Origin of the sequence: Bradyrhizobium sp. BR 1433 (genome assembly GCF_051547665.1) — a bacterium.
In the GTDB taxonomy this organism is placed as follows: Bacteria; Pseudomonadota; Alphaproteobacteria; order Rhizobiales; family Xanthobacteraceae; genus Bradyrhizobium; species Bradyrhizobium australafricanum.
This window is the reverse complement of record NZ_JBPUGG010000001.1, coordinates 8,517,133-8,543,568: the sequence shown is the minus strand read 5'-3', so window position 1 is coordinate 8,543,568 and position 26,436 is coordinate 8,517,133. Positions and strand designations below refer to the sequence as shown.

At 65.8% G+C, this 26,436-nt stretch carries 24 protein-coding genes and 3 pseudogenes; 7 read left to right on the top strand and 20 right to left on the bottom strand.

Going from position 1 to position 26,436, the window contains the following annotated elements; translation table 11 throughout:
- Positions 1-35 precede the first annotated feature (35 nt).
- Positions 36-506, bottom strand: a complete 471-nt coding sequence (locus ACSKB9_RS40920) for a carboxymuconolactone decarboxylase family protein (protein WP_438079892.1) — start codon at positions 504-506, stop codon at positions 36-38.
- Entirely contained in the window at positions 503-910 is a 408-nt protein-coding gene (locus tag ACSKB9_RS40915) for a cupin domain-containing protein (protein WP_253609167.1), read from the bottom strand. Before ACSKB9_RS40915 ends, ACSKB9_RS40920 begins: the two co-directional genes overlap by 4 nt.
- 88 nt (positions 911-998) lie before the next feature.
- On the opposite strand from ACSKB9_RS40915, the gene ACSKB9_RS40910 reads away from it, so the two are divergent.
- The gene (locus tag ACSKB9_RS40910) at positions 999-2,453 is read left to right on the top strand and encodes a PLP-dependent aminotransferase family protein (protein WP_438079890.1); all 1,455 of its coding nucleotides are present in this window, start codon (positions 999-1,001) and stop codon (positions 2,451-2,453) included.
- On the opposite strand, the pseudogene ACSKB9_RS40905 reads toward ACSKB9_RS40910, so the two are convergent.
- Positions 2,431-3,259: pseudogene (locus ACSKB9_RS40905) on the bottom strand (SDR family NAD(P)-dependent oxidoreductase). The gene ACSKB9_RS40910 and the pseudogene ACSKB9_RS40905 sit on opposite strands and share 23 nt — an antisense overlap.
- 321 nt (positions 3,260-3,580) lie before the next feature.
- On the opposite strand from ACSKB9_RS40905, the gene ACSKB9_RS40900 reads away from it, so the two are divergent.
- Both ACSKB9_RS40900 and ACSKB9_RS40895 read left to right on the top strand, forming a co-directional pair.
- Positions 3,581-3,874, top strand: coding sequence for a hypothetical protein (locus ACSKB9_RS40900; RefSeq protein ID WP_229159760.1), 294 nt, complete (start codon positions 3,581-3,583; stop codon positions 3,872-3,874).
- Between the two features lie 178 nt (positions 3,875-4,052).
- Positions 4,053-4,685, top strand: a complete 633-nt coding sequence (locus ACSKB9_RS40895; protein ID WP_438079888.1) for a TerC family protein — start codon at positions 4,053-4,055, stop codon at positions 4,683-4,685.
- Positions 4,686-4,748: 63 nt separating this feature from the next.
- Here the strand turns inward: ACSKB9_RS40895 and ACSKB9_RS40890 are convergent, their stop codons facing one another.
- From ACSKB9_RS40890 to ACSKB9_RS40875, 4 genes are all read right to left on the bottom strand, one after another.
- The gene (locus ACSKB9_RS40890) at positions 4,749-5,468 is read right to left on the bottom strand and encodes an RraA family protein (RefSeq protein ID WP_028344569.1); all 720 of its coding nucleotides are present in this window, start codon (positions 5,466-5,468) and stop codon (positions 4,749-4,751) included.
- Between the two features lie 368 nt (positions 5,469-5,836).
- Positions 5,837-6,760, bottom strand: a complete 924-nt coding sequence (pssA, locus tag ACSKB9_RS40885) for a CDP-diacylglycerol--serine O-phosphatidyltransferase (protein ID WP_438079886.1) — start codon at positions 6,758-6,760, stop codon at positions 5,837-5,839.
- A gap of 38 nt (positions 6,761-6,798) precedes the next feature.
- Positions 6,799-7,497, bottom strand: a complete 699-nt coding sequence (locus ACSKB9_RS40880) for a phosphatidylserine decarboxylase (RefSeq protein ID WP_016846296.1) — start codon at positions 7,495-7,497, stop codon at positions 6,799-6,801.
- Between the two features lie 53 nt (positions 7,498-7,550).
- A complete protein-coding gene (locus ACSKB9_RS40875; RefSeq protein WP_438080614.1) occupies positions 7,551-9,464 on the bottom strand; it encodes an ABCB family ABC transporter ATP-binding protein/permease in 1,914 nt (637 codons plus the stop codon).
- A gap of 287 nt (positions 9,465-9,751) precedes the next feature.
- Between ACSKB9_RS40875 and ACSKB9_RS40870 the strand changes: the two genes are divergently transcribed.
- Positions 9,752-10,357 (top strand): TIGR00730 family Rossman fold protein, encoded by a 606-nt coding sequence (locus tag ACSKB9_RS40870; RefSeq protein WP_438079884.1) that lies wholly within the window; start codon positions 9,752-9,754, stop codon positions 10,355-10,357.
- Positions 10,358-10,517: 160 nt separating this feature from the next.
- Here ACSKB9_RS40870 and ACSKB9_RS40865 read toward each other — a convergent pair whose 3' ends face one another.
- The 4 genes and pseudogenes from ACSKB9_RS40865 to cysS form a co-directional block, all read right to left on the bottom strand.
- Positions 10,518-10,895, bottom strand: a complete 378-nt coding sequence (locus ACSKB9_RS40865; protein WP_229192507.1) for a VOC family protein — start codon at positions 10,893-10,895, stop codon at positions 10,518-10,520.
- Positions 10,896-11,004: 109 nt separating this feature from the next.
- Positions 11,005-12,603, bottom strand: a complete 1,599-nt coding sequence (gene cimA, locus ACSKB9_RS40860; RefSeq protein WP_438079883.1) for a citramalate synthase — start codon at positions 12,601-12,603, stop codon at positions 11,005-11,007.
- A pseudogene (locus tag ACSKB9_RS40855) lies at positions 12,600-13,105 on the bottom strand (N-acetyltransferase family protein). Before ACSKB9_RS40855 ends, cimA begins: the two are co-directional and overlap by 4 nt.
- On the bottom strand, positions 13,102-14,517 hold the full coding sequence (gene cysS, locus ACSKB9_RS40850) for a cysteine--tRNA ligase (RefSeq protein ID WP_438079881.1): 1,416 nt from the start codon (positions 14,515-14,517) through the stop codon (positions 13,102-13,104). Before cysS ends, ACSKB9_RS40855 begins: the two are co-directional and overlap by 4 nt.
- A 294-nt stretch (positions 14,518-14,811) precedes the next feature.
- Between cysS and ACSKB9_RS40845 the strand changes: the two genes are divergently transcribed.
- Both ACSKB9_RS40845 and ACSKB9_RS40840 read left to right on the top strand, forming a co-directional pair.
- Positions 14,812-15,135 carry a hypothetical protein gene (locus ACSKB9_RS40845; protein WP_438080612.1) on the top strand — a complete coding sequence of 108 codons (324 nt, stop codon included), beginning with the start codon at positions 14,812-14,814 and terminating at the stop codon, positions 15,133-15,135.
- Positions 15,136-15,278: 143 nt separating this feature from the next.
- The gene (locus ACSKB9_RS40840; protein WP_438079879.1) at positions 15,279-16,442 is read left to right on the top strand and encodes a DUF2865 domain-containing protein; all 1,164 of its coding nucleotides are present in this window, start codon (positions 15,279-15,281) and stop codon (positions 16,440-16,442) included.
- A gap of 7 nt (positions 16,443-16,449) precedes the next feature.
- On the opposite strand, the pseudogene ACSKB9_RS40835 reads toward ACSKB9_RS40840, so the two are convergent.
- The 3 genes and pseudogenes from ACSKB9_RS40835 to ACSKB9_RS40825 form a co-directional block, all read right to left on the bottom strand.
- Positions 16,450-18,202: pseudogene (locus ACSKB9_RS40835) on the bottom strand (NAD+ synthase).
- 149 nt (positions 18,203-18,351) lie between these two features.
- Positions 18,352-18,705 (bottom strand): diacylglycerol kinase, encoded by a 354-nt coding sequence (locus tag ACSKB9_RS40830; protein WP_028334253.1) that lies wholly within the window; start codon positions 18,703-18,705, stop codon positions 18,352-18,354.
- Between the two features lie 49 nt (positions 18,706-18,754).
- Positions 18,755-20,143, bottom strand: a complete 1,389-nt coding sequence (locus ACSKB9_RS40825; protein ID WP_028334252.1) for a class II 3-deoxy-7-phosphoheptulonate synthase — start codon at positions 20,141-20,143, stop codon at positions 18,755-18,757.
- Positions 20,144-20,294: 151 nt separating this feature from the next.
- On the opposite strand from ACSKB9_RS40825, the gene ACSKB9_RS40820 reads away from it, so the two are divergent.
- Positions 20,295-21,221 (top strand): alpha/beta hydrolase family protein, encoded by a 927-nt coding sequence (locus ACSKB9_RS40820; protein WP_438079878.1) that lies wholly within the window; start codon positions 20,295-20,297, stop codon positions 21,219-21,221.
- Between the two features lie 269 nt (positions 21,222-21,490).
- Here ACSKB9_RS40820 and ACSKB9_RS40815 read toward each other — a convergent pair whose 3' ends face one another.
- From ACSKB9_RS40815 to ACSKB9_RS40790, 6 genes are all read right to left on the bottom strand, one after another.
- Complete coding sequence (locus tag ACSKB9_RS40815; protein ID WP_225641477.1) at positions 21,491-21,844, bottom strand: cupin domain-containing protein; 354 nt, start codon at positions 21,842-21,844, stop codon at positions 21,491-21,493.
- A 56-nt stretch (positions 21,845-21,900) separates the two neighbouring features.
- Positions 21,901-22,110: a DUF2934 domain-containing protein gene (locus ACSKB9_RS40810; protein ID WP_438079875.1), complete on the bottom strand. Its 210-nt coding sequence runs from the start codon at positions 22,108-22,110 to the stop codon at positions 21,901-21,903.
- Between the two features lie 476 nt (positions 22,111-22,586).
- Positions 22,587-23,972, bottom strand: coding sequence for a glutathione-disulfide reductase (gene gor, locus ACSKB9_RS40805; protein WP_057017261.1), 1,386 nt, complete (start codon positions 23,970-23,972; stop codon positions 22,587-22,589).
- Positions 23,973-24,187: 215 nt separating this feature from the next.
- Entirely contained in the window at positions 24,188-24,718 is a 531-nt protein-coding gene (locus ACSKB9_RS40800; RefSeq protein WP_438079874.1) for a DUF2059 domain-containing protein, read from the bottom strand.
- A gap of 23 nt (positions 24,719-24,741) precedes the next feature.
- Complete coding sequence (gene rpiA, locus ACSKB9_RS40795) at positions 24,742-25,440, bottom strand: ribose-5-phosphate isomerase RpiA (protein ID WP_438079872.1); 699 nt, start codon at positions 25,438-25,440, stop codon at positions 24,742-24,744.
- 107 nt (positions 25,441-25,547) lie between these two features.
- On the bottom strand, positions 25,548-26,381 hold the full coding sequence (locus ACSKB9_RS40790; RefSeq protein ID WP_438079871.1) for an SDR family NAD(P)-dependent oxidoreductase: 834 nt from the start codon (positions 26,379-26,381) through the stop codon (positions 25,548-25,550).
- Between the last annotated feature and the right edge of the window lie 55 nt (positions 26,382-26,436).

Genomic DNA, 26,436 nt, shown 5'->3' with positions numbered 1-26,436 from the left:
GCGATCGTGGGCGGCCACCCCACCCTACTAAGTCCTCAAGCCGCCGCAGCGGAATGCTCGACCACAGCCTGCGGCGGGTTGCGGAAGCCGATTGCGATCCGGTTGTAGGTGTTCATCAGGCCGATCGCGATGGTCAGGTCGACCAGTTGCTTCTCGCTGAAGGTGGCGCGCGCCGCTTCATACGCGTCGTCCGGAATCGCGGTCTCCGCCACGCGGGTGACGGTTTCCGCCCAGGCCAGCGCGGCGCGTTCCTCTGCGTCGAACAGCTCGCCCGCCTCGCGCCAGACCTGCAGCACCGCAAGCTTCTCGACCTTGACGCCCATCTTCCGCAAGCTGCGGGTATGCGAGTCCAGGCAATAGGCGCAGCCGTTGATTTGCGATATCCGCAGATAGACCAGTTCGACGAGCTGCGCGGAAAGCCCGCTTTGCGTGATGTAGCCATAGACGCCACCGAGCGCCTTGATGCCCGCGGGGGCGACCTTGTTGTAATCGATCCGCATGCTCATTGCTTGTGTCCTTCCTTGTCGAACACAGTCAGCGCCTTGTCGTTGCTGTCGACGACGAACACCGCAAGCAGCTTCGCCGGTTCGGTCGCGCTCGCGTTGCGCCCGAGCACGTGATGCGCGCCGGGCGGCTCGAAGAAGCTGTCGCCGGCCCGATAGACATGCGCGACCTCGCCTTCCAGCTGGCTCTCGATCGCGCCCTGGAGCACGTAGACATAGAGAAACGCCGATTTGGCGTGATGATGCGGCGCCGACGGCTCGCCGGGCGGAAAGTTGACCTCGACCGCGATCAGCGACTTGCCGGGAATGTTCGTGATCATGTGCTCGAACTTCGGCGTCACCGATTGCGCCATCACCGGGGTCGCAAGCGCCGCGCAGGCCAGCAGCGTCGTCATCAAGGTCTTCATCTCGTGCCTCCATTGCTACCGGATAGATGCGGGCACGCATGGCCAAAAAGAAGCACCAAGAATGAACCGAATTGGTGTACCACGGGCCATGTCCAACCCGCTTCCCATCGCGCTCGACCGGTCGGCCAGGACGCCGCTCTCCGAGCAGATCCGCAGAGCGATCGCGGCGGCGATCGACAACGGCGTGCTGGTGCCGGGCGCCCGGCTGCCATCGTGGCTCGACCTTGCCGCGCAGCTCGGCGTTGCGCGCGGCACCGTGCGGGCGGCCTATGACAAGCTGTCGGACGCCCAGCACATCGTGTCGTCGAAGGCGGGCGGCACCACCGTCGCGAGGCGGCCCAGGAAGGCCGCCAAGCCCGATGCGCCGGTCGCTCCCGGATCGGTCGTGGAGATGTTTCGCGATCTGAGCGGCCAGGGACACTTTCGGATGGGCCTCCCCGCGCAGGATAGCCTCCCCGCCAAGCTGCTGGCGCGAATCCGCGCGCGCGCCGTCCGGGCGGAATTGAGCGCGGTGATGCGCTATGTCGATCCACGCGGCGAGCTCGAATTGAGACGCGAGATCGCGGCGCATCTCGCGATCGCGCGCGGGCTCGAATGCTCGCCCGCGCAGATCGTCATCACCTCGGGATTCAGCGGAGGACTCGGCCTCGCGCTGCGCGTGCTCGGCCTCGAAGGCCGCCGCGCGTGGATGGAAGACCCGGGATTTCCATTGACGCGAAAGGGCCTCGAGCTCGGCCGGCTGGAGGTCGTCCCGATCCCCGTCGATGCCAACGGCATCGATGTCGAGTACGGTCTCAAGCACGCCCCCGACGCGGCACTCGCGGTCGTGACCCCGGGCCAGCAGGCGCCGCTCGGCCCGTCGCTGTCGCCGCAACGTCGCGCGCAGCTGCTCGACTGGGCCGCCCAAACCGGAGCCTTCATCATCGAGGACGACTATCTCGGTGAGTTGCAGCTCGATGGCCGTGCCGCGCCGGCGCTTGCCTCGCTCGATCGCGCCGGCCGGGTGATCCATCTCGGCTCCTTCAGCAAGACGATCTCGCCGACGCTTCGCCTCGGCTTCCTGGTTGCTCCGGAGCCGTTGGCGGCGCAGTTCGCCGATGTCGCGACGTGCCTGGTCCCCGCTCCCGGCCCAGCGGTGCAGCTGTCCACCGCGGAGTTCATGCGCGACGGTCACTACATCCGCCATCTCAGGCGAACCAAGCGGGCCTATTGCGACAACCGCAATGCGCTAACGACGGCGCTACGGAGCTGGAGCAACGACGTGCAGGTTGCCGGCCTCGCCGTCATGCTGACGCTGCCGGACAAGACCGCCGATGTCGAGATCGTCAGGGCACTGCTCGCGCACGGGCTGGCGCCCGCCCCGCTCTCGCCCTGGTATGTCTCACCGAAGCGCGCGCAGCCGGGTCTCTTGCTCGGCATTGCAACGGTGCCGGATCGCGGCGTTCCGGCCGCATGCAAGCGCCTGTTCGAGGCGATCCGCGCCCAAGGTCGCGTCCAAAGTGCGCCGGTCTCGCGCCGGATCAGGAAGCCCGCAGCCCGGTGAGCGTCAGGCTCAACGCCTTGAGCCGCTTGCGCGCCTCGGCGTCATAGGCCTGGGCATGGGCGCGCGCCTCGCGCTTGCCGTCGAAGAACAGCCCGCTCCGGCCTGCCACATCGTCGTCCTGGACCAGACGCAGGATGGCATCACCGCCCTGCTCGACGGTCGAGATCGGCGTCGCGCCGCTGGCGCGCACCATCGTGGTGTTCATGTAGGTCGCGGGGTGCAGCGAGTTGACGGTCACGCCGGAGCCTTCCAGCTCCGCGGCCAGGTCGATGGTGAACATGATCTGCGACAGCTTGCTCTGCGCATAGGCGCGCGCACCGCCTGTAGTTCTTCGTGATCATCACGTCACCGAAATCGATCGGGTGCTGGCCGAGCGACGCGACATTGACGATGCGCGCCGGCGCGCTCGCCTTGAGCCGCGGCAGCAACAGATGCGCGAGCAGGAAGCCGGCGAGATAGTTGACCGCGAAGCGCAGCTCGTGGCCGTCCTTGCTGGTCTGCCGCGCCGGCCCCTCGTTTTGCGAACCGATGCCCGCGTTGCTGACGAACACATCAAGGCGTTCCTGGTCGTCGAGCACCAGCTGGGCGAACTCGCGGACCTCGGCGAGCGAGGACAGATCGGCCTGGTAGAACATCGGCTCGCGGCCGCTGAGGCGCTTGATCTCGTCGGCGAGCGTCTGCGCCCGCTTGGTATCGCGGCCGTGGATCAGGACCCGGGCGCCGGCCGACGCCAGCTTCATCGCGACGTAGCGGCCGACGCCGTCGGTGGAACCGGTGATCAGCACCGTCTTGCCTGCCATATTCATCGAAATTGCCTTTCGATCGTTCGCCCAGCGCTGTCAGCAAAGATAAAGGCGCCGCGCGGACTTTGCCATGGCATGCCACCGCGCCGGCGGCGCCAAAATGGCGTCCAGATCCCGCCCCGGGGGGCTCGGGCCTTCTCCGGAACCGCATACGTACATCTTGTCGCGCGGCCGGCGGTCGCGCGGCGCCGCGTCGCGCGTCAAGGAGATCGCGTTCTGATATCCTCGACGTGAACGACAAGTCAGGATCGGTAAAGGACCGGAATGTCCTCGATCATTCCAGACACGATGCTGCGAAAGACTCCCTCTCTGGAGCCGTTCGGCATGCTGCTGTTGTTCGGCGCGCTGACCGCGCTGCCGATCGTCCTGACGCTCCGTCTGGTTGAGCCCGCACTCGTGCTGCCCGTGCTCAGCCTGTTGTTGTTCGTCCAGGCAGCCATTGCCGCGATTGCGGCGCGCGTGATCCACGTGCGCTCAACCGTGGCGAACCTCACGCTGTGGGATTTTGCCGGCGCGTTCACCTTCATGGGGTGCGCAGCGGCGATCCTCGGCGAACCGGATCAGGCGGCGCTGTTCTTCGAGGAAGAAGCAGCAATGCGTCCGGTGTCACGACCGTAATCCCAGGCCGGGCCCTCTGGCAGCCACAAGCTGCGATGTCGGACTGGAACTCAGTTGGAGTGGCCCTGCTTCGACCCGCGACGCGGATAAGCGTCGCGGTGGATTTGCCGTTCGCATGACGGCAAGAGCCGGTTTCGTCGAAAGGGTCCGCTCCCCGACCTCAAGGGGAACATGACCCATGTCCGAACTATTTTCGCCCGAGTTGTTTTCACTCGACGCCCTCAGCGCATTGCTGCAAGTCGTTGTCATCGACCTCGTGCTGGCCGGCGACAACGCCGTCGTGATCGGCCTTGCCGCGGCCGGCCTGCCGGAGAAACAGCGCGGCAAGGCGATCCTGATCGGCATCGGTGCCGCGACACTGCTGCGCATCATGTTCGCCCTGGTCACCACGCAGCTGATGCAGATCGTCGGCCTGCTGCTGGCCGGCGGCATCCTGCTGTTGTGGGTGTGCTGGAAGATGTGGCGCGAGCTGCGCGCCGACGCGCACGAGACCACGGCCGACCATGCCGATGGCGCAAAGGGCCAGCGCAAGACGCTGTGGCAGGCCACCACGCAGATCATCGTTGCCGACGTCTCGATGTCGCTCGACAACGTGCTGGCGGTCGCGGGTGCGGCGCGGGAGCAGCCGATCGTGCTGGTGTTCGGCCTCGCGCTCTCGATCGCGATGATGGGCGCGGCGGCCTCCTTCATCGCGCGGCTGCTGCAGAACCACCGCTGGATCGCCTATGTCGGCCTCGCCGTGATCCTCTATGTCGCCATCGACATGACGGTTCGCGGGGCGAACGAGATCGCGAAGGTTGCGCCGGCCTGACACCGAAAGCAAAACGGCGGGCCCTTCGGCCCGCCGTTCTGCAAATCGACAACGCGTGCTGCCTCAGTGGATTTCCGCTGAACGCTTCAGCGCGTCCTTGAGCTTCTCGAGCGAGAAATCCTTGGAACGCGCGATGTCCAGGATCGGGGTCTCGCGGCGGCCGCAGAGTTCGGCGGCCTCGGGCAGCTTCGCCGCGACTTCATAGGGGATCACGATCGCGCCGTGGCTGTCGGCGTGGATCAGATCGTCGGAACGCACCGTCATGCCGGCGACGCGGACCTCGCCGCCGAAGCTCTCGGCATGCACCCAGGCGTGCGACGGGCCGATCGAGCCGGCCAGCGCCTGGAAGCCCGGCGCCCATTGCGGGATGTCGCGGATCGAGCCGTCGGTGATGACGCCGAGGCAGCCGAGCGCCTTGTGCACGTTGCTCTGCACCTCGCCCCAGAATGCGCCGTAGCCGACGTCCGGACCATCGATGTCCTGGATGACAGAGATGCGCGGGCCGAAGCCGGTGCCGACATATTCGTAATATTCGATGCGGCGCTTCGACTGCTCCTCGGCCGAGAGACCGGATTTCAGCACCGAGCGGATCGTCGTGGTGCGGGCGTAGCCGACCATCGGCGGCAGGGTCGGGAACGGGCAGACCAGCGGCTTCACGGTGTAGCCGATCAGACGGCGCTCCGGCGCGACGATCTCCATCGCGTTGCAGATCGTCGGCGTGTCGTAGCGCGCCAACGCTTCAAGGACGGAAGCAGGAAGCGGGGCGGAAGCGGATGTCGTCACGGCGTTTCTCTCCTGATTTTTGGCGTCAGATCATGATGCGTTTCCAGGGAAACGCATGATGATCTCATTTCTTTGTTTGAGCATGATCTTTTCGGAAAACCGGTCTCCACTTTTCCGGATCATGCTCGAGCGGGCCGTCTCAGCCTATAGCCGAGATCGCTGGCGAACCCAACCGAGGCACGCTCATGGCTGATATTTGGGAAGTGCGAACAAACTTTATTACCGTCACCCCCGCGCAACGGCGTAGCCGTTGTCGCTGGAGGTGGCCGCTTCTTCAGCGGCCCTCGAAGGGTCGACGGCCCCGCTGGTGGCCGTCCATCCTTCGAGGCGCGCTACGCGCCCTCAGGATGACGGGTTACGCAGTGGCATCAGTGCAGATGCGTCGGACGATCGTCGTGGTCACTCTCCGCGACCGGCGACGCATAGGGAGCCGCAGGCGATGTCGCCGCCACCGGCGCGCCCGCAGCTTGCGTCTGCGCGGCAAGCTGGCGCTCCTGGTCGCGGTAGGACTTCCAGCCCCAGGGCAGGCTGATCAGATAGAGCACCGAGCCCGCCGACAGGATGTGCCAGGGATAGCCGATCAGCAGCGCGACGATGAACACCACCGACACGAACACCGGCAGCACCATTTCCGGCGGCACGCGCATCTTCACGGTCTTGCCGGAGAACACCGGCAGCCGCGACACCATCAGGAAGGCGATCAACAGCGTGTAGAACGCCGTCAGCGTCGCCGGCGGCATCGGCACGCCGAGGAAGGCGAGATAGATCGGCAGCAGCACGGTGATCGCACCGGCCGGCGCCGGCACGCCAGTGAAATAGTTGGCGGCGAAGGCCGGCTTGTTCGGATCGTCGATCGAGGCATTGAAGCGCGCAAGCCGCAGGCCGCCGGAGATCGCGAACACCATCGCGGCGATCCAGCCGCCATTGTTCAATTCATGCAGCTGCCAGAAATACAGGATCAGGCCCGGCGCGACGCCGAAATTGACGAAGTCGGCGAGGCTGTCGAGTTCGGCGCCGAATTTCGACTGGCCCTTGATCATGCGCGCGACGCGGCCGTCGATGCCGTCGAGGATCGCGGCGAACACGATGGCGGCGACCGCCAGCTCCATCCGTCCTTCCGTCGACAGCCGGATCGCGGTGAGGCCGGCGCAGATCGCCAGCAGCGTGATCATGTTCGGCACCAGCATCCGCACCGGGATCGGGCGGAATCGGCGGCGGCGATACTCGGTGGAATTCGGATCGAATGGCGTCATGGCCTGGTGAATATAGCAAGCGCCGCCCGGCTCCGCCATTGCGGTGGGAACCGGCTGATGGGGCTGGCGAAACAGAGTTAATCGGCGCGGTAAGTCCGGCCCGGATCGGCGTTGCGGAAATCCGCCAGAATCGTCTCGCCGGCGACCGCAGTCTGCCCCTCCGAGACCAGCGCCTTGGTGCCCTCGGGCAGATAGACGTCGAGCCGCGAGCCGAACCGGATCAGCCCGAAGCGCTCGCCGGCGCCGATCGACTGGCCCTCCTTGACGAAGCAGACGATGCGCCGCGCCACGAGGCCCGCGATCTGGACCACGCCGATGCGCCCGTTCGAGGTCGAGATGACAAGCGAATTGCGCTCATTGTCCTCGCTCGCCTTGTCGAGCTCGGCATTAATGAAGGCGCCGGGCCGGTAGGCAATGCGGTCGATGCGGCCGACCACCGGGCTGCGGTTCACATGGCAGTTGAACACGCTCATGAATACCGAGACACGCGGCAGCGGCTTGTCGCCGAGCCCGAGCTCGGCCGGCGGCAGCGCCTGCACCACCATCGAGACGCGGCCGTCGGCCGGCGATACCACGATGCCGTCGCGCAGCGGCGTCACGCGAACCGGATCGCGGAAGAACAGCGCGCACCAGACGGTCAGCAGCGTCCCGATCCAGCCCAGCGGGGTCCAGATCCAGAACAGGATCAGGCTCGCCAGAGCGAAGCCGCCAATGAAGGGATAGCCCTCGGGGTGGATCGGCGGGATCTGCGCGCGGATGGAATTGGCGATCGACATCAGAGCTCGCTTGCGTTTCCCCGCCCCATTTGGCGGGAGAGGCCCTAAATCGACTATTCCGCGGCGGTCGGCAAGGGTTTCTCACCCGCATCAGGGCTGGAATCCTCCGACGTTTCGGTGACCGCCGGCGGCAGCCAATTCGGCGCGGTGCCGTCGTCATCGACCTGGGCGAGCCGTTCGCGGGCCTCCTCGGCCTCGCGTTGCCGGTTCCACATGCTGGCATAGAGGCCGTCGGCGGCCAAAAGCCGCGCGTGGGTGCCGCGCTCGGCGATCCGGCCCTGGTCCAGCACGATGATCTCGTCGGCGCCGACGATGGTCGACAGCCGGTGCGCGATCACCAGCGAGGTGCGGTTGCGCGAGACCCGCTCCAGCGCGCCCTGGATCTCGTGCTCGGTGTGGCTGTCGAGCGCGGAGGTCGCCTCGTCCAGCACCAGGATCGGCGGCGCCTTCAGCACCGTGCGCGCTATCGCAACGCGCTGCTTCTCGCCGCCGGAGAGTTTCAGGCCGCGCTCGCCGACCTGCGTCTCATAGCCCTGCGGCGACATCCGGATGAAGCCGTCGATCTGCGCGAGGCGCGCCGCCTCCTCCACCTCGTCGTCGCCGGCATCCCAGCGGCCATAGCGGATGTTGTAGCGGATGGTGTCGTTGAACAGCACGGTGTCCTGCGGCACCATGCCGATCGCCGAGCGCAGCGAGGCCTGCGTCACGGTCTTGATGTCCTGGCCGTCGATCAGGATGCGGCCGCTCGAGACGTCGTAGAGGCGGAACAGCAGCCGCGAGATCGTCGACTTGCCGGCGCCGGAGGGACCGACGATCGCAACCGTCTTGCCGGCCGGCACCTCGAAGCTCAGGCCCTTGAGGATCGGCCGGTCCGCCTCGTAGGAGAAGCGGACATCCTCGAACCGCACGCTGCCGGATGACACCGCGAGCGGCTTGGCCCCCGGAATGTCCCTCACCTCGGGATCGCGCGCCAGCACGTCGAACATCTTCTCGATGTCGATGATCGCCTGCTTGATCTCGCGATAGACCATGCCCATGAAATTCAGCGGCTGGTAGAGCTGGATCATCATCGAATTGATCAGCACGAAATCGCCGACAGTGTGGGTGCCGTTGCGGATGCCGAACGCGCACATCAGCATGGTCGCGGTCAGCCCGGCGGTGAAGATGATCGCCTGCCCGGTGTTGAGCACCGCGAGCGAGGTATAGGTCTTCACGCTGGCCTGCTCGTAGCGCTCCATCGAGCGATCGTAGCGCCGCGCCTCGCGCTCCTCGGCGCCGAAATATTTCACCGTCTCGTAGTTGAGCAGCGAGTCGATCGCCTTGGTGTTCGCCTCGGTGTCGGAATCGTTCATCCTGCGGCGGATCTCGATCCGCCACTCGGTCGCGATATAGGTGAAGTACATGAACACGACGACCGTGAGCAGCACCGCGAGCACGTAGCGCCAGTCGAACTGCCAGAGCAGCACCGCCGCCAGCAGCGCGACCTCGACGATGGTCGGGATCAACTGCAGGATCACCATCCGCACGATGGTCTCGATGCCGGAGCGGCCGCGCTCAAGGACGCGGGTCAGGCCGCCGGTCTTGCGCTCGAGATGGAAGCGCAGCGACAGCTCATGCATGTGCACGAAGGTGATATAGGCGAGCCGCCGCACCGCATGCATGGCGACGCGGGCGAAGATGCCGTCGCGCCACTGCGTCAGCACCGCCATGATGATGCGCACCGCGCCGTAGCTGATCGTCATCAGCACCGGCGAGGCGATCAGCCAGACCACCCAGTTCGAGGCCGCGACCGGCGCCGAGCCGGTGCCGTTCAGCGCATCGATCGCCCATTTGAAGGTGAACGGCACCGACAGCGTCGCGAGCTTGGCGAACAGCAGCAGCACCACCGACCAGATCACGCGCGTCTTCAAATCGGCGCGATCGCCGGGCCAGATGTAGGGCCAGAGATGAACGAGGGTGCCGAGCAGCGTCCCCTCTCGGCGGCCGGCGGCGTGGCCGTGGGCTGTGCGGCGCCGGTCACACTCTGTTGCGGCGGCACCATCAGGCGCCCGCCCGCGCGGTCACGGCGCGGCGGTCCGCTGCCACATCTTTTCCACGGTTTGCCATTGTGCCCGTCATATAGATCGTTTGAACGCGGCGTACAGGCTTATGACGAAAATTGTTCGCGATTCGCGGGAATTTACGGGATTTTTCGGCTCTCCATCCCCATATGGGAGTCTTGACCCTGTTTGCGCTGCAGTGCCACAAGGAACGTATGAACCAAATCAAGACTGTCTGTGTTTATTGCGGCTCCGGCCCCGGTAACGATCCCCGTTTCGTTGAAGCTGCCGTCGCGCTCGGCAAGAGCTTTGCCGAAAACAACGTTCGCCTGGTCTATGGCGGCGGCTCGATCGGCCTGATGGGCGCGGTCGCGAAGTCCACGCTCGACCACGGCGGCTCCGTCACCGGCATCATTCCCGAATTCCTGCGCGCGCGCGAGAACGCGTTGACTTCGGTTCAGGAGATGATCGTCACCCCCGACATGCATGAGCGCAAGCGCCTGATGTTCGAGCGCTCGGATGCGTTCGTCGCGCTACCCGGCGGCATCGGCACGCTCGAGGAGCTGGTCGAGCAATTGACCTGGCAGCAGCTCGGCCGTCACCACAAGCCGATCCTGCTCGCCAACATCGACAATTTCTGGGAGCCCCTGCTCTCGCTTTTGAACCACATGCGCATGACCGAGTTCATCCGCCCGACGCTGCCAATCAACGTGCTGATGGCCGACCGCGTCGATGAGATCCTGCCGCGGCTGCGTTCGGCGGTGGCACGCATGCCCGAGGCCGCGAAGGAACTCGCGCCCGAAGTGGCGCGGCGGCTGTAACCGTTCGCCGCACTTTCGGCTCCATGACCGTCATGCTGAGGAGGCCGCAGCGCGGCCGTCTCGAAGCACGACGGCCCCGCTGGTGGCCGTGCATCCTTCGAGACGCGCTACGCGCTCCTCAGGATGACGGGTCGAGACAAGTGCTAGCCTGAAATCCTTACTACTCGCTCGGAAACGTCACGGCCTCGATGCGGTTGCCGTCGGGATCGAGGACGAAGGCCGCATAGTAGCGCACGCGGTCGTGCGGGCGCAGGCCCGGAGGGCCATCGGAGAGGCCGCCGGACGCCAGCGCGGCGGCGTGAAAGGCATCGACCTCCGCGGTGGTCTTCGCGCGCAGGCAGATATGGGTGCCGCTCTCATGCGGCACCTGCGCCATCGTGGCGCGCAGATTGATCCAGAATTCGGGATAGGCCTTGCCGAAGCCGATCGTCGCCGGCCGCGTGACGAGGCGGCTCAGGCCAAGCGCGGCCAGCGTCGGCTCGTAAAACCGTGCGGCCCGTTCCAGATCGCGGACACCGACGGAGACGTGGTCGATCATGGATACTCCCTCCCCGTTGTCATTCCGGGATGGTCCGAAGGACCAGACCCGGAATCTCGGGATTCCGGGTTCGCTGCTTCGCATCGCCCCGGAATGACGGCTCAATCACTCACGCCTGCGCGCCCGACTTCACCAGCTTGTAGAACACCGAATCCATCAGCGCCTGGAACGAGGCGTCGATGATGTTGGGCGAAACGCCGACCGTGGTCCAGCTCTCGCCGGTCTCGTCCTCGCTTTCGATCAAGACGCGCGTGACCGCCTCGGTGCCGCCATTGAGGATACGCACGCGGTAGTCGATCAGCTTCAGGCCATCGATATATTTCTGGTATTTGCCGAGGTCCTTGCGTAGCGCGACGTCGAGCGCGTTGACCGGGCCGTTGCCTTCGGCGGCCGAGATCAGCCGCTCGCCGTCGACATCGACCTTCACCACCGCGAGCGCCACGGTGACGCGCTGGCCGTTGGCGTTGTAGCGCTGCTCGACATTGACGTCGAACTGCTCGACCTTGAAATACTCCGGCACCTTGCCAAGCGTGCGCCGTGCCAGCAGATCGAACGACGCGTTCGCGGACTCATAGGCAAAGCCGGCGGCCTCGCGCTCCTTCAATTCCTCGACCAGCCGCGTCAGCCGCGGATCGCTCTTGTCATAGGCGATGCCGGCACGGTCGAGCTCGGCCATCACGTTGGAGCGGCCGGCCTGATCGGACACCAGCACCTTGCGGTGGTTGCCGACGGAATCCGGCAGCACGTGCTCATAGGTCTGCGGGTCCTTCATGACCGCGGAGGCATGGATGCCGGTCTTGGTGACGAACGCGCTTTCGCCGACATAGGCCGCATGGCGGTTGGGCGCGCGGTTCAGCATGTCGTCGAGCGTGCGCGACACCTTCACCAGCGTCGCCAGCTTCTCCGTGGTGACACCGATCTCGAACTTGTCGGAAAACTCCTGCTTCAGCTTCAAGGTCGGGATCAGTGAGCAGAGGTTGGCGTTGCCGCAGCGCTCGCCGAGGCCGTTGAGCGTGCCCTGGATCTGCCGCGCGCCGGCCCGCACCGCGGCGAGCGAATTGGCGACCGCCTGCTCGGTGTCGTTATGGGCGTGGATGCCGAGATGGGCGCCGGGCACCTGCTTGACGACATCGCCCACGATGGTCTCGATCTCATGCGGCATGGTGCCGCCATTGGTGTCGCACAGCACCACCCAGCGGGCGCCGGACTGATAGGCCGCCTTGGCGCAGGCGAGCGCGTAGTCGCGGTTCTCCTTGTAGCCGTCGAAGAAATGCTCGCAGTCGACCATCACCTCGCGGCCGAGCGCCTTCGCGGCCGCGACGCTGTCGCGGATCGAGGCGAGGTTCTCCTCATTCGTGGTCTCGAGCGCGACGCGGACCTGGTAGGCGGAGGATTTCGCGACGAAGCAAATCGCGTCCGCCTTGGCCTCGAGGATGCCGGCAAGCCCGGGATCGTTCGACGCCGAGCGGCCCGGCCGCCGCGTCATGCCGAACGCGGTGAAGCGCGCGTGGTCGAACGCAGGCTTCTTGCTGAAGAACTCGGTGTCGGTCGGATTGGCGCCGGGATAGCCGCCCTCGACATAGTCGATGCCGAGCGCGTCGAGCATGCCTGATATCACCTGCTTGTCCTGCAGGGTGAAGTCGACGCCGTTGGTCTGCGCGCCGTCGCGCAGCGTGGTGTCGAACAGATAGAGGCGCTCGCGGCTCACGCATGGCCTCCCGGGGTGGCGACACCATCGAGCTGCTTCTGCATCGTGGTGTTGGCGAGCCACTCGTCGTTGATAGTGACAGAGTTGCGCCGCTGGGCGACGTAGCCACGCTTGCGGAAAAATTCCAGCGCGGTGTCGCTGGCATCGACCTTCAGGGTCTTGGTGCCGCGGGCACTCGCGATCTTTTCCAGCGCATCGCACAGCGCGCTGCCGACACCCTGCCCGACCGCGCTCGGATGCACATAGAGCATGTCGATGAGATCGGCGCCCTTCAGCGAGGCGAATCCGACCGGGGCGCCCTGCAAGGTCGCGATCAGCGTGAGCTGGCCGGCGAGCTTCTTGCCGAAGGCCGCCTCGTCGTCGGCGGCCATCGCCCGGCTTCCTGCTGCGCCTCGCTGTAGTCGTCGCCGGTCAGGTCCATGATCGAGGCCGCGAAGATCGCCGCCAGCAGCGGTGCGTCGTCGGGCAGATACGGGCGCAAGGCGGGCGCGGAGCGGCTCATCGCGCGACCTCCCAGGTGGTGATCGGCTTTCCTTCGGCATCCTTGCCGTCCTTGATCGCCACGCCCATCGCGGCGAGCTGATCGCGAATCCGATCCAACTCCTTGAAGTCCTTGCGCGCCCGCGCCGCGGTGCGCTCGGCGATCAGTGCCTCGACGGCCGCAGCATCGACGCCACTCGCCTGCTGCTTGCGGGCCTCCCACGCGGCCGCGCTCTCCGACAGGAAGCCGAGCAGCCGGAGCGAGCCGGCAAACTCCCTGCGGCTCTGTTCGCTGCTCGACGCAGCACCGCGCAGGCCGTGCAGCACGGCCATCGCCTGCGCCGTGTTGAGGTCGTCGTAGAGCGCCTCGACCATCGCCGGCGACGGCGCTCCGGGATCGGCGTCGGCCGCGACCGCGTACCAGTCGTCGAGTGTCTTCGCGGCCTCCTCGGTGGCCTTGGCGGTCCAGTCGAGCGGCGAACGATAATGCGTCTTCAGCATGGCAAGCCGCAGCACCTCGCCGGGCCAATCGGCCAAGAGATCGCGTATCGTGAAGAAGTTGCCGAGCGACTTCGACATCTTCTCGCTTTCGATCTGCAAGAAGCCGTTGTGCATCCAGACATTGGCCATGCGGTCGGAGTGGAATGCGCAGCAGGTCTGGGCGAGCTCGTTCTCATGGTGCGGAAACACCAGGTCGATGCCGCCGCCATGGATGTCGAACTTCTCGCCGAGATGCTTCCAGGCCATTGCCGAGCACTCGATGTGCCAGCCGGGCCGGCCCTCGACCTTGATGCCTGCCGGCGACGGCCATGACGGCTCGCCCGGCTTCGACGGCTTCCACAGCACGAAATCGGTGTTGTCGCGCTTGTAGGGCGCGACGTCGACCCGGGCACCGGCGATCATCTCGTCGAGCGAACGCTTCGACAGCGCGCCGTAACGCGGCAGCATCGAATTGGCCGCGTTCATCGCCTGCGGCGAGAACAGCACGTGATCCTCGGCGACATAGGCAAAGCCGCCGGCGACCAGCTTCTCGATGATGGCGCGCATCTCCGGGATGTGCTCCGTCGCGCGCGGCTGCACGGTCGGCGGCAAGCAGCCGAGCGCCGTGACGTCGTCCTGATACTGCTGATAGGTCTGCTCGGTGACCTTGCGGATCGCCTCGTTCAGCGGCACGCCGGGATAATCCCGCGCGGCGCGGACGTTGATCTTGTCGTCGACGTCGGTGACGTTGCGGACATAGGTCACGTGATCGGCGCCATAGCGATGGCGCAGCACGCGAAACAGCACGTCGAAAACGATGGCGGCGCGGCCGTTGCCGATATGGGCGAAGTCGTAGACCGTCGGTCCGCAGGCATACATGCGGACGTTGTCGGCATCGAGCGGCACAAACGGCCGCTTCTCCCGGGTCAGCGTATCGTAGAGGCGCAAATCCATGGAAACCGTTCCCTTGCGGCCGGGCGGTCCAATGCTCTCATGTGTTGAGAAAAGACGGCCTCAGCCAGCAAATCGCTAGCTCATAATCTCGCGGCAAATGCTGCAGATGGCGAGGTGGCCGTTCATGGTTCCACCATGTCTCACGGCCCCATTATTGCGTCAAGGGGCTGTTTTCGGGCGGTTTGCCAGCCGCCCCGCACCGAAATCACGTCAACGCCCTCAGGGTTAATCATTATTAAGGATTTGGGCGTATCCGGACGCTTGCGGATTCCCCGCCATTTTCACTGGTGCACCATGCGGCCTGTTTCAGCATTGATTGCCTGCACGCTCTTTCTTGCTCCGTCCTTACTTGTCTCCTCGGCCGCGCTGGCCGACAGCCGCGTCTTCATTGTCGCCAACCAGGCCGACGGCTACGGCATCGACCAGTGCCTCGCCCGCGGCGATCGCTGCGGCGCCTCTGCCGCCCGCGCCTACTGCCGGTCACGCGATTTTGCGCAGGCCACCAACTACCGCCGCGTCGATCCCGACGAGATCACCGGTGCGGTTCCGCACGCCGCGAATGAAAAATGCAACGGCAACAGCTGTGGTGAATTCGTCGCCATCACCTGCCAGCGCTGAGCCAAGCCGCTGGCCAGACGGGGTTATTGCCACACCGGCGCCCCGGAAACGACGTGACGCTGCCCCGAGAAACGGCTATTGCAGCGGCCTTGCCCGCGCGCTTTGGCGTTGATCGCCGCGCGGCGTCGTTTTAATGGCCGGATATGCCCAATAGCTCCCGTTCTCGCTTCTCCCGCTGGTTTCTGAGTTGCGCCGTGCTGGCCGGCATGTCCCTGCCCGCCATGCATGCCCTGGCGCAAGTGCCTGGCCCGCCCGGTCCGGCTCCGCAAGGCGCGCCACAGCCCAATCCGCAGGCCAATCCGATGTGCGGCCGGCTCGAAGGCCAGCTGGCGGCGATCGACCGCGGCGGCGGCTCCGGCGACCCGGCCAAGGACGAGCAGATCCGCCGCTATCAGGACGCGGCAACCCGCCAGCAGGGCGAGCTCGATCGCGTGACGGCGCAGGCCCGGCGCATGGGCTGCGACAGCTCCGGATTCTTCTCGCTCTTCAACAACAATTCGGCGCAGTGCGGTCCGGTCAACACCCAGATCCAGCAGATGCGCGCCAATCTCGACCAGATCACCGCCAATCTCGAGCGGCTGCGCTCGGGCGGGCTCGGCGGCGCCGACCGCGAGAACCAGCGCCGTTCGGTCCTGACCGCTCTGGCGCAGAATAATTGCGGCCCGCAATATGCCGCGGCCGCGCGTGGCCCCGGCAACTTCCTCGAGAACCTGTTCGGCGGCGGTGGCGGCGGCAATCCCAACAATCCGCTGCCCCCGCCCGATGCGCAGTATGGCGCCCAGTCCGGCACCTTCCGCACCGTCTGCGTCCGCACCTGCGACGGCGCCTATTTCCCGATCTCGTTCGCGACCGTGCAGGCGCGCTTCGCCGCCGACGAGCAGATCTGCAAGGCGCAGTGCCCTGCCGCGGATGCCAGCCTGTTCACCTACCGAAATCCCGGCGAGGACATCAACCAGGCGGTCTCGATCAGCGGCGTGTCCTACTCGTCGCTGCCGAACGCCTTCAAGTACCGCACCGAGTTCAATCCGTCCTGCTCCTGCAAGCCGGCCGGCCAGAGCTGGGCCGAGGCGCTGAAGGCGGTCGACGACAAGGCGTCCGCCGAGCAGCAGGGTGACATCATCGTCACCGAGGAGAGCGCGCGGAAGATGCAGCAGCGCGCCCAGACCAAGGCCGCCGCCGGCAAGAAGGGCGCGCCCGCAGCCGCAGCTCAACAGCAGCCCGCCGCCGCTGACGCCGCGGCACCGGCCGCGCCGGCGAGCGACGGCCAGATCCGCACCGTCGGCCCGACCTTCATTCCCAAGCGGTAAGAAGAGTTCAGCCCTCGAACGCTTCCGCCGACGCGCGCGAGGTGCGCGCCACCAGCGTCTCGTCGGGCGCCGGCAGCGCCTTGCCGAAATCGCGGAAGCGGTTGGTGATGGGATAGCGGCGGTCGCGGCCGAAGTTCTTCCGCGTCACCTTCACCCCCGGCGCCGCCTGCCGCCGCTTGTATTCGGCGATGTTGAGCAGGCGATCGACCCGGGCCACCACGTCGCGGTCGAAGCCGGCTTCGATGATGGTCGCCAGCGGCTCCTCGCGCTCCACCAGCCGCTCGAGGATCGCGTCCAGCACGTCGTAGGGCGGCAGCGAATCCTGGTCGGTCTGGTTCTCGCGCAACTCGGCGGTCGGCGGCCGGATGATGATGTTGACCGGGATCACCTCGCCTGACGGCCCGAGCGCGCCGTCCGGCTTCCAGCCATTGCGCAGGCTCGACAGGCGAAACACCTCGGTCTTGTAGATGTCCTTGATCGGATTGAAGCCGCCGTTCATGTCGCCGTACAGCGTGGCGTAGCCGACCGACATCTCCGACTTGTTGCCGGTGGTCACCACCATGGCGCCGGTCTTGTTGGAGATCGCCATCAACAGCGTGCCGCGGGCGCGCGCCTGCAAATTCTCCTCGGTGATGTCGCGGTCCAGCCCCTTGAACACCGGCGCCAGAATCGTCTCGAAGCCGTTCACGGCATCGGCGACCGGCAGGATCTCGTAGCGGATGCCGAGCGCCGCGGCGAGCTTGGCGGCATCGTCGAGCGACACCTGCGCGGTGTAGCGGAACGGCAGCATCACGCCGCGCACCTTGTCGGCGCCGAGCGCATCGACCGCGATCGCCGCGCACAGCGCCGAGTCGATGCCGCCGGAGACGCCGAGCAGCACGCCGGGAAAACCGTTCTTGCGGACATAGTCGCGCAGACCGAGCACGCAGGCCGCGTAATCGGCCTTGTCGCCCTCGAGCTGCGCCGTGATCGGCCCGTTGCAGCGCCAGCCGTCGGCGGTCTTGCGCCAGGTCAGCGTCGTGATGTTCTCCTCGAACGCCGGAAGCTGCGCCGCGACGGAAAGATCGGCATTCAGCGCGAACGAGGCGCCGTCGAAGATCAGCTCATCCTGGCCGCCGACCTCGTTGAGATAGACCAGCGGCAGCCCGCTCTCAGTGACGCGCGCGACGACGATCGACAGCCTGAGGTCGGCCTTGTCGCGGGCATAGGGCGAGCCGTTCGGCACCACGGAGAATCTCGGCGCCGGTCTCGGCGAGACATTCGACGACGTTCTCGTACTCTTCGAACTCCTCGAGCCAGATGTCCTCGCAGATCGGCACGCCGATACGCACGCCGCGCACCGTCACCGGGCCCGGCGCCGGGCCGCGCGCGAACAGCCGCTTCTCGTCGAACACGCCGTAATTTGGCAGATTGGCCTTGAAGCGCAGCGCGGCGATGCGGCCGCCGTCGAGCAGCGCGCAGGCATTGTAGAGCTTGCCGTCCTCGACCCACGGCGTGCCGATCAGCATCGCTGGGCCACCATCCCTGGTCTCGCGCGCCAGTTCCTCGATCGCGGCGCGGCAGGCCGACTGGAACGCCGGCTTGAGCACCAGATCCTCCGGCGGGTAGCCGGCGATGAACAGTTCCGACAGCACCACGAGGTCGGCGCCGTCGGCCTTGGCTTTCTCGCGCGCGGCGCGCGCCCTCGCGGCGTTGCCGGTGACGTCACCGACCGTCGGATTGAGTTGCGCCAGCGTAATCTTGATCTGTTGTTCGCTCATACGCTTAAGTTGTCCTGCACAACAGCAAACTTCAATCACCTTCCAGTCATGGTGCGATTGCAGAAATCGCGCCGTGACCGGCGGGAGCTTCTTTTGAGCATGATCTGATCGGAAAACCGGTTCCCACGTTTCCGGATCATGCTCGGGAATCAGAACGCGCCCATGCGTTCGGCGAGGGCGAACAGCCAGAACAGCCCGGCCATGACGAGCGCGACGCCGACCGCGGCCGAGCCCATGTCCTTGACCCGCCCGATCTGCGGATCGTGATCCATGGTCAGGCGATCGGCTAGCTTCTCGATCGCGGTGTTGAGCAGCTCGATGACGAGCACCAGCACCACGGTCGCAACCAATTCGACCCGGCGCATCACGGTGGCGCCGACCAGCCAGGCCAGCGGCAGCGACAGCGCCAGCGCCACCACCTCCTCGCGAATCGCCTGCTCCGAGCGAATGGCGAATGCCAGCCCGTTGCGCGAGTTGATGGTGGCTCGCCAGAACCTCAGCAAGTCACGGCCCCCAAGTCCAAGTCACTGCCTGCCCAAGCCACAGCCCCAATCACAACCCCGCAGCGGCCGGCATCGGCTTGACCTTGCCGGCGCGCTCCTGCTTCAGGAGTTCGGCGATCAGGAAGGCCATGTCGATCGACTGTTCGGCATTAAGACGGGGATCGCAGACCGTGTGGTAGCGGTCGTTGAGGTCCTCATCGGTGATGGCGCGCGCGCCGCCGATGCATTCGGTGACGTCCTGTCCGGTCATCTCCAGGTGCACGCCGCCGGCATGGGTGCCTTCAGCAGCGTGGATCTGGAAGAACGACCTCACCTCCGACAGCACGCGATCGAACGGCCGCGTCTTGTAGCCCGAGGTCGAGGTGATGGTGTTGCCGTGCATCGGATCGCACGACCACACCACCTTGCGCCCTTCCCGCTGCACGGCGCGGATCAGGCCTGGCAGATGGTCGCCGACCTTGTCGGCGCCGAACCGGTTGATCAGGGTCAGGCGCCCCGGCTCATCGTCGGGATTGAGGATGTCGATCAGCTTCAACAGTTCGTCCGGCTTCAGCGACGGGCCGCATTTCAGGCCGATCGGGTTCTTGATGCCGCGGAAATATTCGACATGGCCGTGATCGAGCTGACGGGTTCGGTCGCCGATCCAGATCATGTGGCCGGAGGTCGCGTACCAGTCGCCGGTGGTGGAATCGACCCGCGTCATCGCCTGCTCGTAGCCGAGCAGCAGCGCCTCGTGGCTGGTGTAGAAATCGGTGGCGCGCAGCTCGGGATGGCTCTCGAGGTCGAGGCCGCAGGCGCGCATGAAGTTCAGCGCATCCGAGATACGGTCGGCCAGCTCCTTGTAGCGGCGTGACTGCGGCGAATCCTTCAGGAAGCCGAGCATCCACTGATGCACGCTGCCGAGATTGGCGAAACCACCGGTGGCGAACGCGCGCAGCAGGTTCAGCGTCGCGGCGGATTGCCGATAAGCCATTAGCTGGCGCTGCGGATCGGGAATGCGCGCCTCCGGGGTGAAGGCGATGTCGTTGACGATGTCGCCGCGATAGCTCGGCAGCTCGACGTCGCCCTGCTTCTCGGTCGGCGACGAGCGCGGCTTGGCGAACTGGCCGGCGATCCGGCCGACCTTCACCACCGGCAGCGCGCCGGCATAGGTCAGCACGACCGCCATCTGCAACAGGACGCGGAAGAAGTCGCGGATGTTGTTGGCGCCGTGCTCGGCAAAGCTCTCGGCGCAGTCGCCGCCCTGCAGCAGGAAGGCCTCGCCGGCGGCGACCCGCCCCAGCGCCTTCTTCAGGCTGCGCGCCTCGCCCGCGAACACCAGCGGCGGAAAGGTCGCCAGCTGGGCCTCGACATCGGCCAATGCCTTGGCATCGGGATAATCGGGCACCTGCAGCACCTTCTTGGCGCGCCAGCTATCGGGTGTCCACCGCTCGGACATGAGGTCAACTCCTGAGCAAAAACCGCGACTTAATCACGGCATGAGGAAAGCCCGGCTTATACACAGGCCCCCGCTTTCCCGCTAGAAGGATTCCTGCAATCTGGTCAAGCCCTTGCAGGGAAATCCGAATTCGCTTTTGGTAGAGCATAGCATGAATGCCGGGGAAATCGCCGTGGCCTCCGCCGCGCTGGACGACGTTTTTAGCGACGACATCGTCGTGCCGGCCGCAGACGGCTATCCGCTCGCCGCGACGTTGTTCCTGCCGCGCGGCACGCGGCGCCACGCCGTCCTGATCAACTCGGCGACCGCCGTGCCCCGCAAGGTCTATCGCGGCTTTGCCTGCTACCTCGCCCGCCGCGGCGCCGCGGTACTGACCTACGACTACCGCGGCACCGGCGATAGCCGGCCGATGGCGGCGACCGGCCTCAACAAGCCGAAATCGCTGGCCGGCTTCAAGGCCACCATGGCCGACTGGGCCGCGCTCGATGCCACCGCGGTGGTGAGCTGGATGCGCGAGCGATACCGCAACCTCCCCTTCGCCTATGTCGGCCACTCCTTCGGCGGCCAGGCGCTCGGGCTGCTGGCCAACAATGCCGAGATCCCGCGTGCGCTCCTGATCGCCTCCCAGGCCGCCTATTGGAAGCTGATGGCCTCGCCCGAGCGCTACCGCGTCGTCGCCTTCATGAACGGTGTCGGCCTGCCGCTGGCGCGCACGCTCGGCTACTTGCCCGCCTGGGCCGGCCTCGGCATGGACCTGCCGAGGGGCGCGTTCGAGCAATGGCGGAGCTGGGTGATGCGGGAGCGCTATCTGCTCGATGATGCCACGCTGACGGAGCGCGAAAATTTTCCGAAGTTCAAGGGCAAGCTCCGCGCGCTTGTCATCACCGACGATACCTGGGCAACGCGGCCGGCGGTCGAATTGCTCTGCTCCGCCTTCACGTCGACCACGCCCGAGATCATCTCGATCCGCCCCGCCGACGCCGGTGTCGCCAAGATCGGCCATTTCGGCTTCTTCCGCAGCGACCACCGCGACACGCTATGGCGCGGCGCCGCGGAATGGCTCGAGGCGGAAGGGTAAGCGCAGCACTCTCCGGCGTCGTCCCTGCGAAAGCAGGACCCATAACCACGGGGCTGCGTTGTTGAAACAGGTTGTGGCTCCAGCGCTGCAAGCCAACTGACGACGGCGGCTATGGGACGCTGCTTTCGCAGGGACGACACCGCATGTATTGCGCTGTCCGTGAGTCATACATTCGCATTCTCGCGACATGAATCGCCCAGCTTTGCTCTTCAACTCGGATTCGCGGTCAAGATGATGGGTATCGCTTCGCTCCACCCATCCTGCCAGCCTCACACCACCTTCCGCGGCGCAGCCGTCGCAGCATCGCCCGTGTTGGGTGTCCCGGTCGGCTCGATCAGCAGCAGATGCACTTCTTCCCGCGCGACGGGTCGATGCTCGACGCCCTTCGGCACGATGTACATCTGGCCGGGCTTCAGCGTCACGGTGCGGTCGCGCAGCTCGATGTCGAGGATGCCTTTCAGCACGAGGAAGAAATCGTCGGTGTCGTCGTGCTTGTGCCAGACGAACTCGCCCTGCACCTTTACCACCATGACGTCGCAGGCATTGAATTGCGCCACGGTGCGCGGCGACCAGTGATCGCTGAATGTCGACAGTTTCTGCGAAAGATCGATCGCGCCGCTCATGATACCTCCGGTCCGGGCCAGCCTGCCGGACTCGTTAGCTCAGCCGTGCGACGCACTCAATGCACGCCCCTTAGCCTCTCCGGATATGTACTCGGCCCATTGTGCCCGTTGATGTCGCAAGGCGCTTCGCCGTTGCTGGTTCGCCGCGCCAGCAGTTCCTTTTCGGCCTGATACCAGAGCTGATCCATCTTGCCCGGCGGCTCGCCGGCGTCCTTCCACAATTCGTAGGCGCGGGTCCGGATCTCCTGCTCGGTTGGGCCTCTCATGCGCGGCTCCCTCAATTTGAGACATCAAACTGTTTGAGAGTGGAACGGACAGCATAGCGCAAGGTTCCAAGGTGCGCGAGACGGCCGCGCGCCGATGGCGCGTCGCCTGTGCACAGCGCCGCTGCGAGGGCCATTCGCCGGAAACCGGGTTCGATTCGAGCGCGCGCGAAGAGCGGCCCTGAGGAAAAGTCCCGGGCGGATGTGCATGTCAACAAGGGTGCCCTAATTCCCGGACACGAAGCACGGCCGTCGGCGTCGGTCTTGCGGAGGCGCGCTACCCCTTCTGAGGTATGAAACCTTTGCCCCGCTTCCGCAGACAAATACTCATCAGGATTTTGCCAACCTTCCTGGGGCTAGAGACAGCGCCGTCCGCATGTATTTTAAGCGGGCGGCGTTGGGCTGTCAGGCGGGGCTCATTCCCCGTTCCCCATCGCCAGGAGAGCACCAGGACGGCAGCGCCGGCCTGCGGGCTACCGCTACTCCGCCGCCTGGCGCACGTGGCGCGCGGTCGGGGTGCGCATCGTCACCAATTCTTCGGAAGCGGTCGGATGCAGCGCGATGGTGGCGTCGAAATCGGCCTTGGTCGCCTTCATCTTGACGGCGATCGCGACGGCCTGGGTGATTTCGGCGGCGCCATCGCCGACGATGTGGCAGCCGAGCACGCGGTCGCTCGCGCCGTCGACCACGAGCTTCATCAGCACGCGGGTGTCGCGGCCGGACATCGTCGCCTTGATCGGGCGGAAATCGGTCTTGTAGATGTCGACGTGGCTGAACTGCGCCCGCGCCTCCTCTTCCGTGAGCCCGACGGTGCCGACCTCCGGTTGCGAGAACACCGCGGTCGGGATCGTGGCGTGGTCGACCTCGACCGGGCGCTTGCCGAACACCGTGTCGGCGAAGGCATGGCCCTCGCGGATCGCAACCGGGGTCAGATTGGTGCGGTGGGTGACGTCGCCGACCGCGTAGATATTGTCGACCGAGGTCTTCGACCAGCCGTCGACCTGGATGCCGCCATTGGCGGGATTGATGGCGACGCCGGCGGTCTCCAGCCCGAGATTGGCGACATTGGGATGCCGGCCGATCGCGAACATCACCTGGTCGGAGGCGATGCTCGAGCCGCTCGACAGATGGGTGGTGAAGTCACGGCCGTGCTTGTCGACCTTCGCCACCGTGCAGCCGGTGATGATGGTGATGCCGCGCTTCTCCATCTCGGCGCGGACATGCTTGCGCACGTCCTCGTCGAAGCCGCGCAGGATGTTGTCGCCGCGATAGATCACCGTGACGTCGGAGCCGAAGCCGGCGAAGATGCCGGCGAATTCCAGCGCGATGTAGCCGCCGCCCTGGATCACGATCCGCTTCGGCAGCTCCTTGAGGTGAAACGCCTCGTTGGAGGAGATCACGTGCTCGATGCCGGGCACGATCGGCCCGTGATTGGGCGCGCCGCCGGTGGCGATCAGGATATACTTCGCCGTCACCTTCTCGCCGGTGGCGAGTCTGATGGTGTGGGCATCCTCCAGCACCGCGCGGGTCTTCGCGATCCGTGCGCCCGACTTCTCGACGTTGGTGGTGTAGGCGCCTTCGAGCCGGGCGATCTCCTTGTCCTTGTTGGCGACGAGAGTGGCCCAGTCGAACGAGACCTGCCCGATGCTCCAGCCGAAGCCGGCCGCGTCCTCGATCTCGTCGTGGACGTGGCTGCCGATCACGAACAGCTTCTTCGGCACGCAGCCGCGGATCACGCAGGTGCCGCCCATCCGGTACTCTTCCGCGACCATGACCTTCGCACCGTAACCCGCGGCGATGCGGGCAGCACGAACGCCGCCCGAACCACCACCGATGACAAACAGGTCGACGTCAAACTCGGCCATGGTAAATCTCAGCTCTAATCGCCGGAATTCGGCTTGATCAACTGCTTTCCCTCATCTTGAGGGCATCTAGTCTTTCATCGCCGTCATTGCGAGGAGCGATAGCGACGAAGCAATCCATCTCTCCGCTTGTGGGACAATGGATTGCTTCGCTTCGCTCGCAATGACGTAGATAGTGCAGCGCACTCAACTCGACGCCCGTCATGCTGAGGCGTCGTTCAGATATCCTTGCCGCGCTTCTTCATCTCGGCCTTGAACTGGGCGTTGACGATCACGCCGAACTGCTGCGCCCACTGCTGCATATATTGCAGCGAATCGTTGATTGCCTTGGGCTCGGAGGTCAGAAGCTTCTGACCGAGCGGCGTCTTGTAGAAGATCACGAGATCCTTCAGCTCCTGCTCGGTGAACTCGGCAGCGTAGAGCTGCGCCATGCCTTCGCCGATTTCCTTCTCACTGCCACCCAGGTTCTTGGCGATGACGAGCGCGACCTCGTTGAGGTCCTTCTGGTAGTTGAGGTATTGCTGGAGCAGACCGGTCTTGGTCTTCTCGATGATTCCAGGAACGGCGCCGGCATACATCGCCTGCACGTTCTTCATCTGAAGGATTTCCTTGGCGTACCCAATCGCCGCGGGGGTCGACTGCTTGACCTGGGGCATGGGAGGCAGCTGCGGCTGCTGCGCCATCGCCGGCGCGAGCGCCAGTCCAGCCGCCAGGGCCGCAGCCGACAAAAGTCCCGAAAAACAATTCATTCCAAGTCTCCTTGCTTGCGGCCTCATGGCCGTTCAACAACCCGAATTCCCTGCGCGCCGGCCAGCACGGCGACGCTGCCAAGCCCGATGAACAGGCCGTGTTCGACCACGCCCGGAATCACGCTAAGCAAACCGGCAAGACGCGGCGGATCGCCGATCCGGCCGAGATGGGCATCGACGATCCAGTGGCCGCCATCGGTGACAAAAACGTGACCGTCCTTGCCCTGACGGACCAGCATTTCGCCGGACACGCCGGCCTCTGAAAACGCCCGCGCCATCGCGGCCTGGGTCGCGGCGAGCCCGAACGGGATCACCTCGACCGGCAACGGAAAGCGGCCGAGCACGTCGACCCATTTGCTGTCGTCGGCGATCACGATCATGCGATCACTGGCGGCCGCGACGATCTTCTCGCGCAGCAGCGCGCCGCCGCCCCCTTTGATCAGGTTGAGCGCCGGGTCGATCTCGTCGGCGCCGTCGATGGTGAGGTCGAGATGGTCGATCTCGTCCAGCGTGGTCAGCGGAACGCCGCAGCGGATCGCATCCGCGCGGGTCGCTTCCGAGGTCGGCACGCCGATCACCTTCATGCCCGACCGGACCTTCTCGCCGAGCAGCTCGACGAAATGCTTCGCGGTCGATCCGGTGCCGAGCCCGAGCTTCATGCGGTCGCGCACCTCTTCGAGCGCGCGCGCCGCCGCCTGGCGTTTCAGTGCGTCCATGTCCACGTGCCGATAGCCCCTCGGTTGGTCCGTTACGGGCCGCCATCGGGTGGCCCGGCGGGCGCATATCTAGCGTCGTTTTGCAGGCAGGAATCGCGGCAAGCGACCAGTCTTTAGGCCGAAACGGCGTCCATCGCGGCCAAAATCGCCGAAAAGCGCTGTTCGACCTCGGCCCGCATCCCGGGGTGGGTGAAAATGTAGAACTGGTCGTCGCGGATCGCAGCCAGCACCTGCCCTGCAACCGACGCCGGATCGAGACCGGCCTCGAGGCGTCGCGCGATCTCGGCGACGACAGCGGCCATCGGGCTTGCCGGATCGAGCTGACGGGTCGGGCCGTACTGCTCCGGGCGGTTGCGCCCGCTCTCGCCGATCCGGGTCCGCACAAAGCTCGGACAGAGCACGCTGACGCCGATCCCGAGCGGCCTGAGCTGCATGGCGAGCCCTTCGGACAGGCTGACGACGGCGAACTTGGTCGCCGAATACGGGCTCAAGCCAAGCCCGGCATTCATCCCGGCCATCGAAGCCGTATTGACGATATGGCCACCCTCGCCGTGCCCGCGGATGTGCGGCAGGAAGCTCCTGATGCCGTGCACGACGCCCATCAGATTGACGTCGATCACCCAGCGCCAGTCGTCGACCGAGATCGGGTCAATGCCGCCGCCGGCCGCGACGCCGGCATTGTTGCAGACGACATGGACCTTGCCGAAGGCGCGGAACGACGCCTCCGCCGCGCGATCGACGCTTAGGGGATCGGCAACGTCGCAGACCACGCCGTGAACATCCGCACCGCCGGCGCGCAGCGCATCGACGGCCTCGTCCAGCGGACCGGTTTCAATGTCGGCGAGCATCACCTTCATGCCGTCGCGGGCGAAGGCGGTTGCCATCGCAAGTCCGATTCCGCTGGCCGCGCCGGTGACAAAAGCGGCTTTTCCGGCAAGTTCCCGCATCTCAGCCTCCCCTATCTCATGACGTGCCCACATCTACTCTTGCATCGCAGCGCCT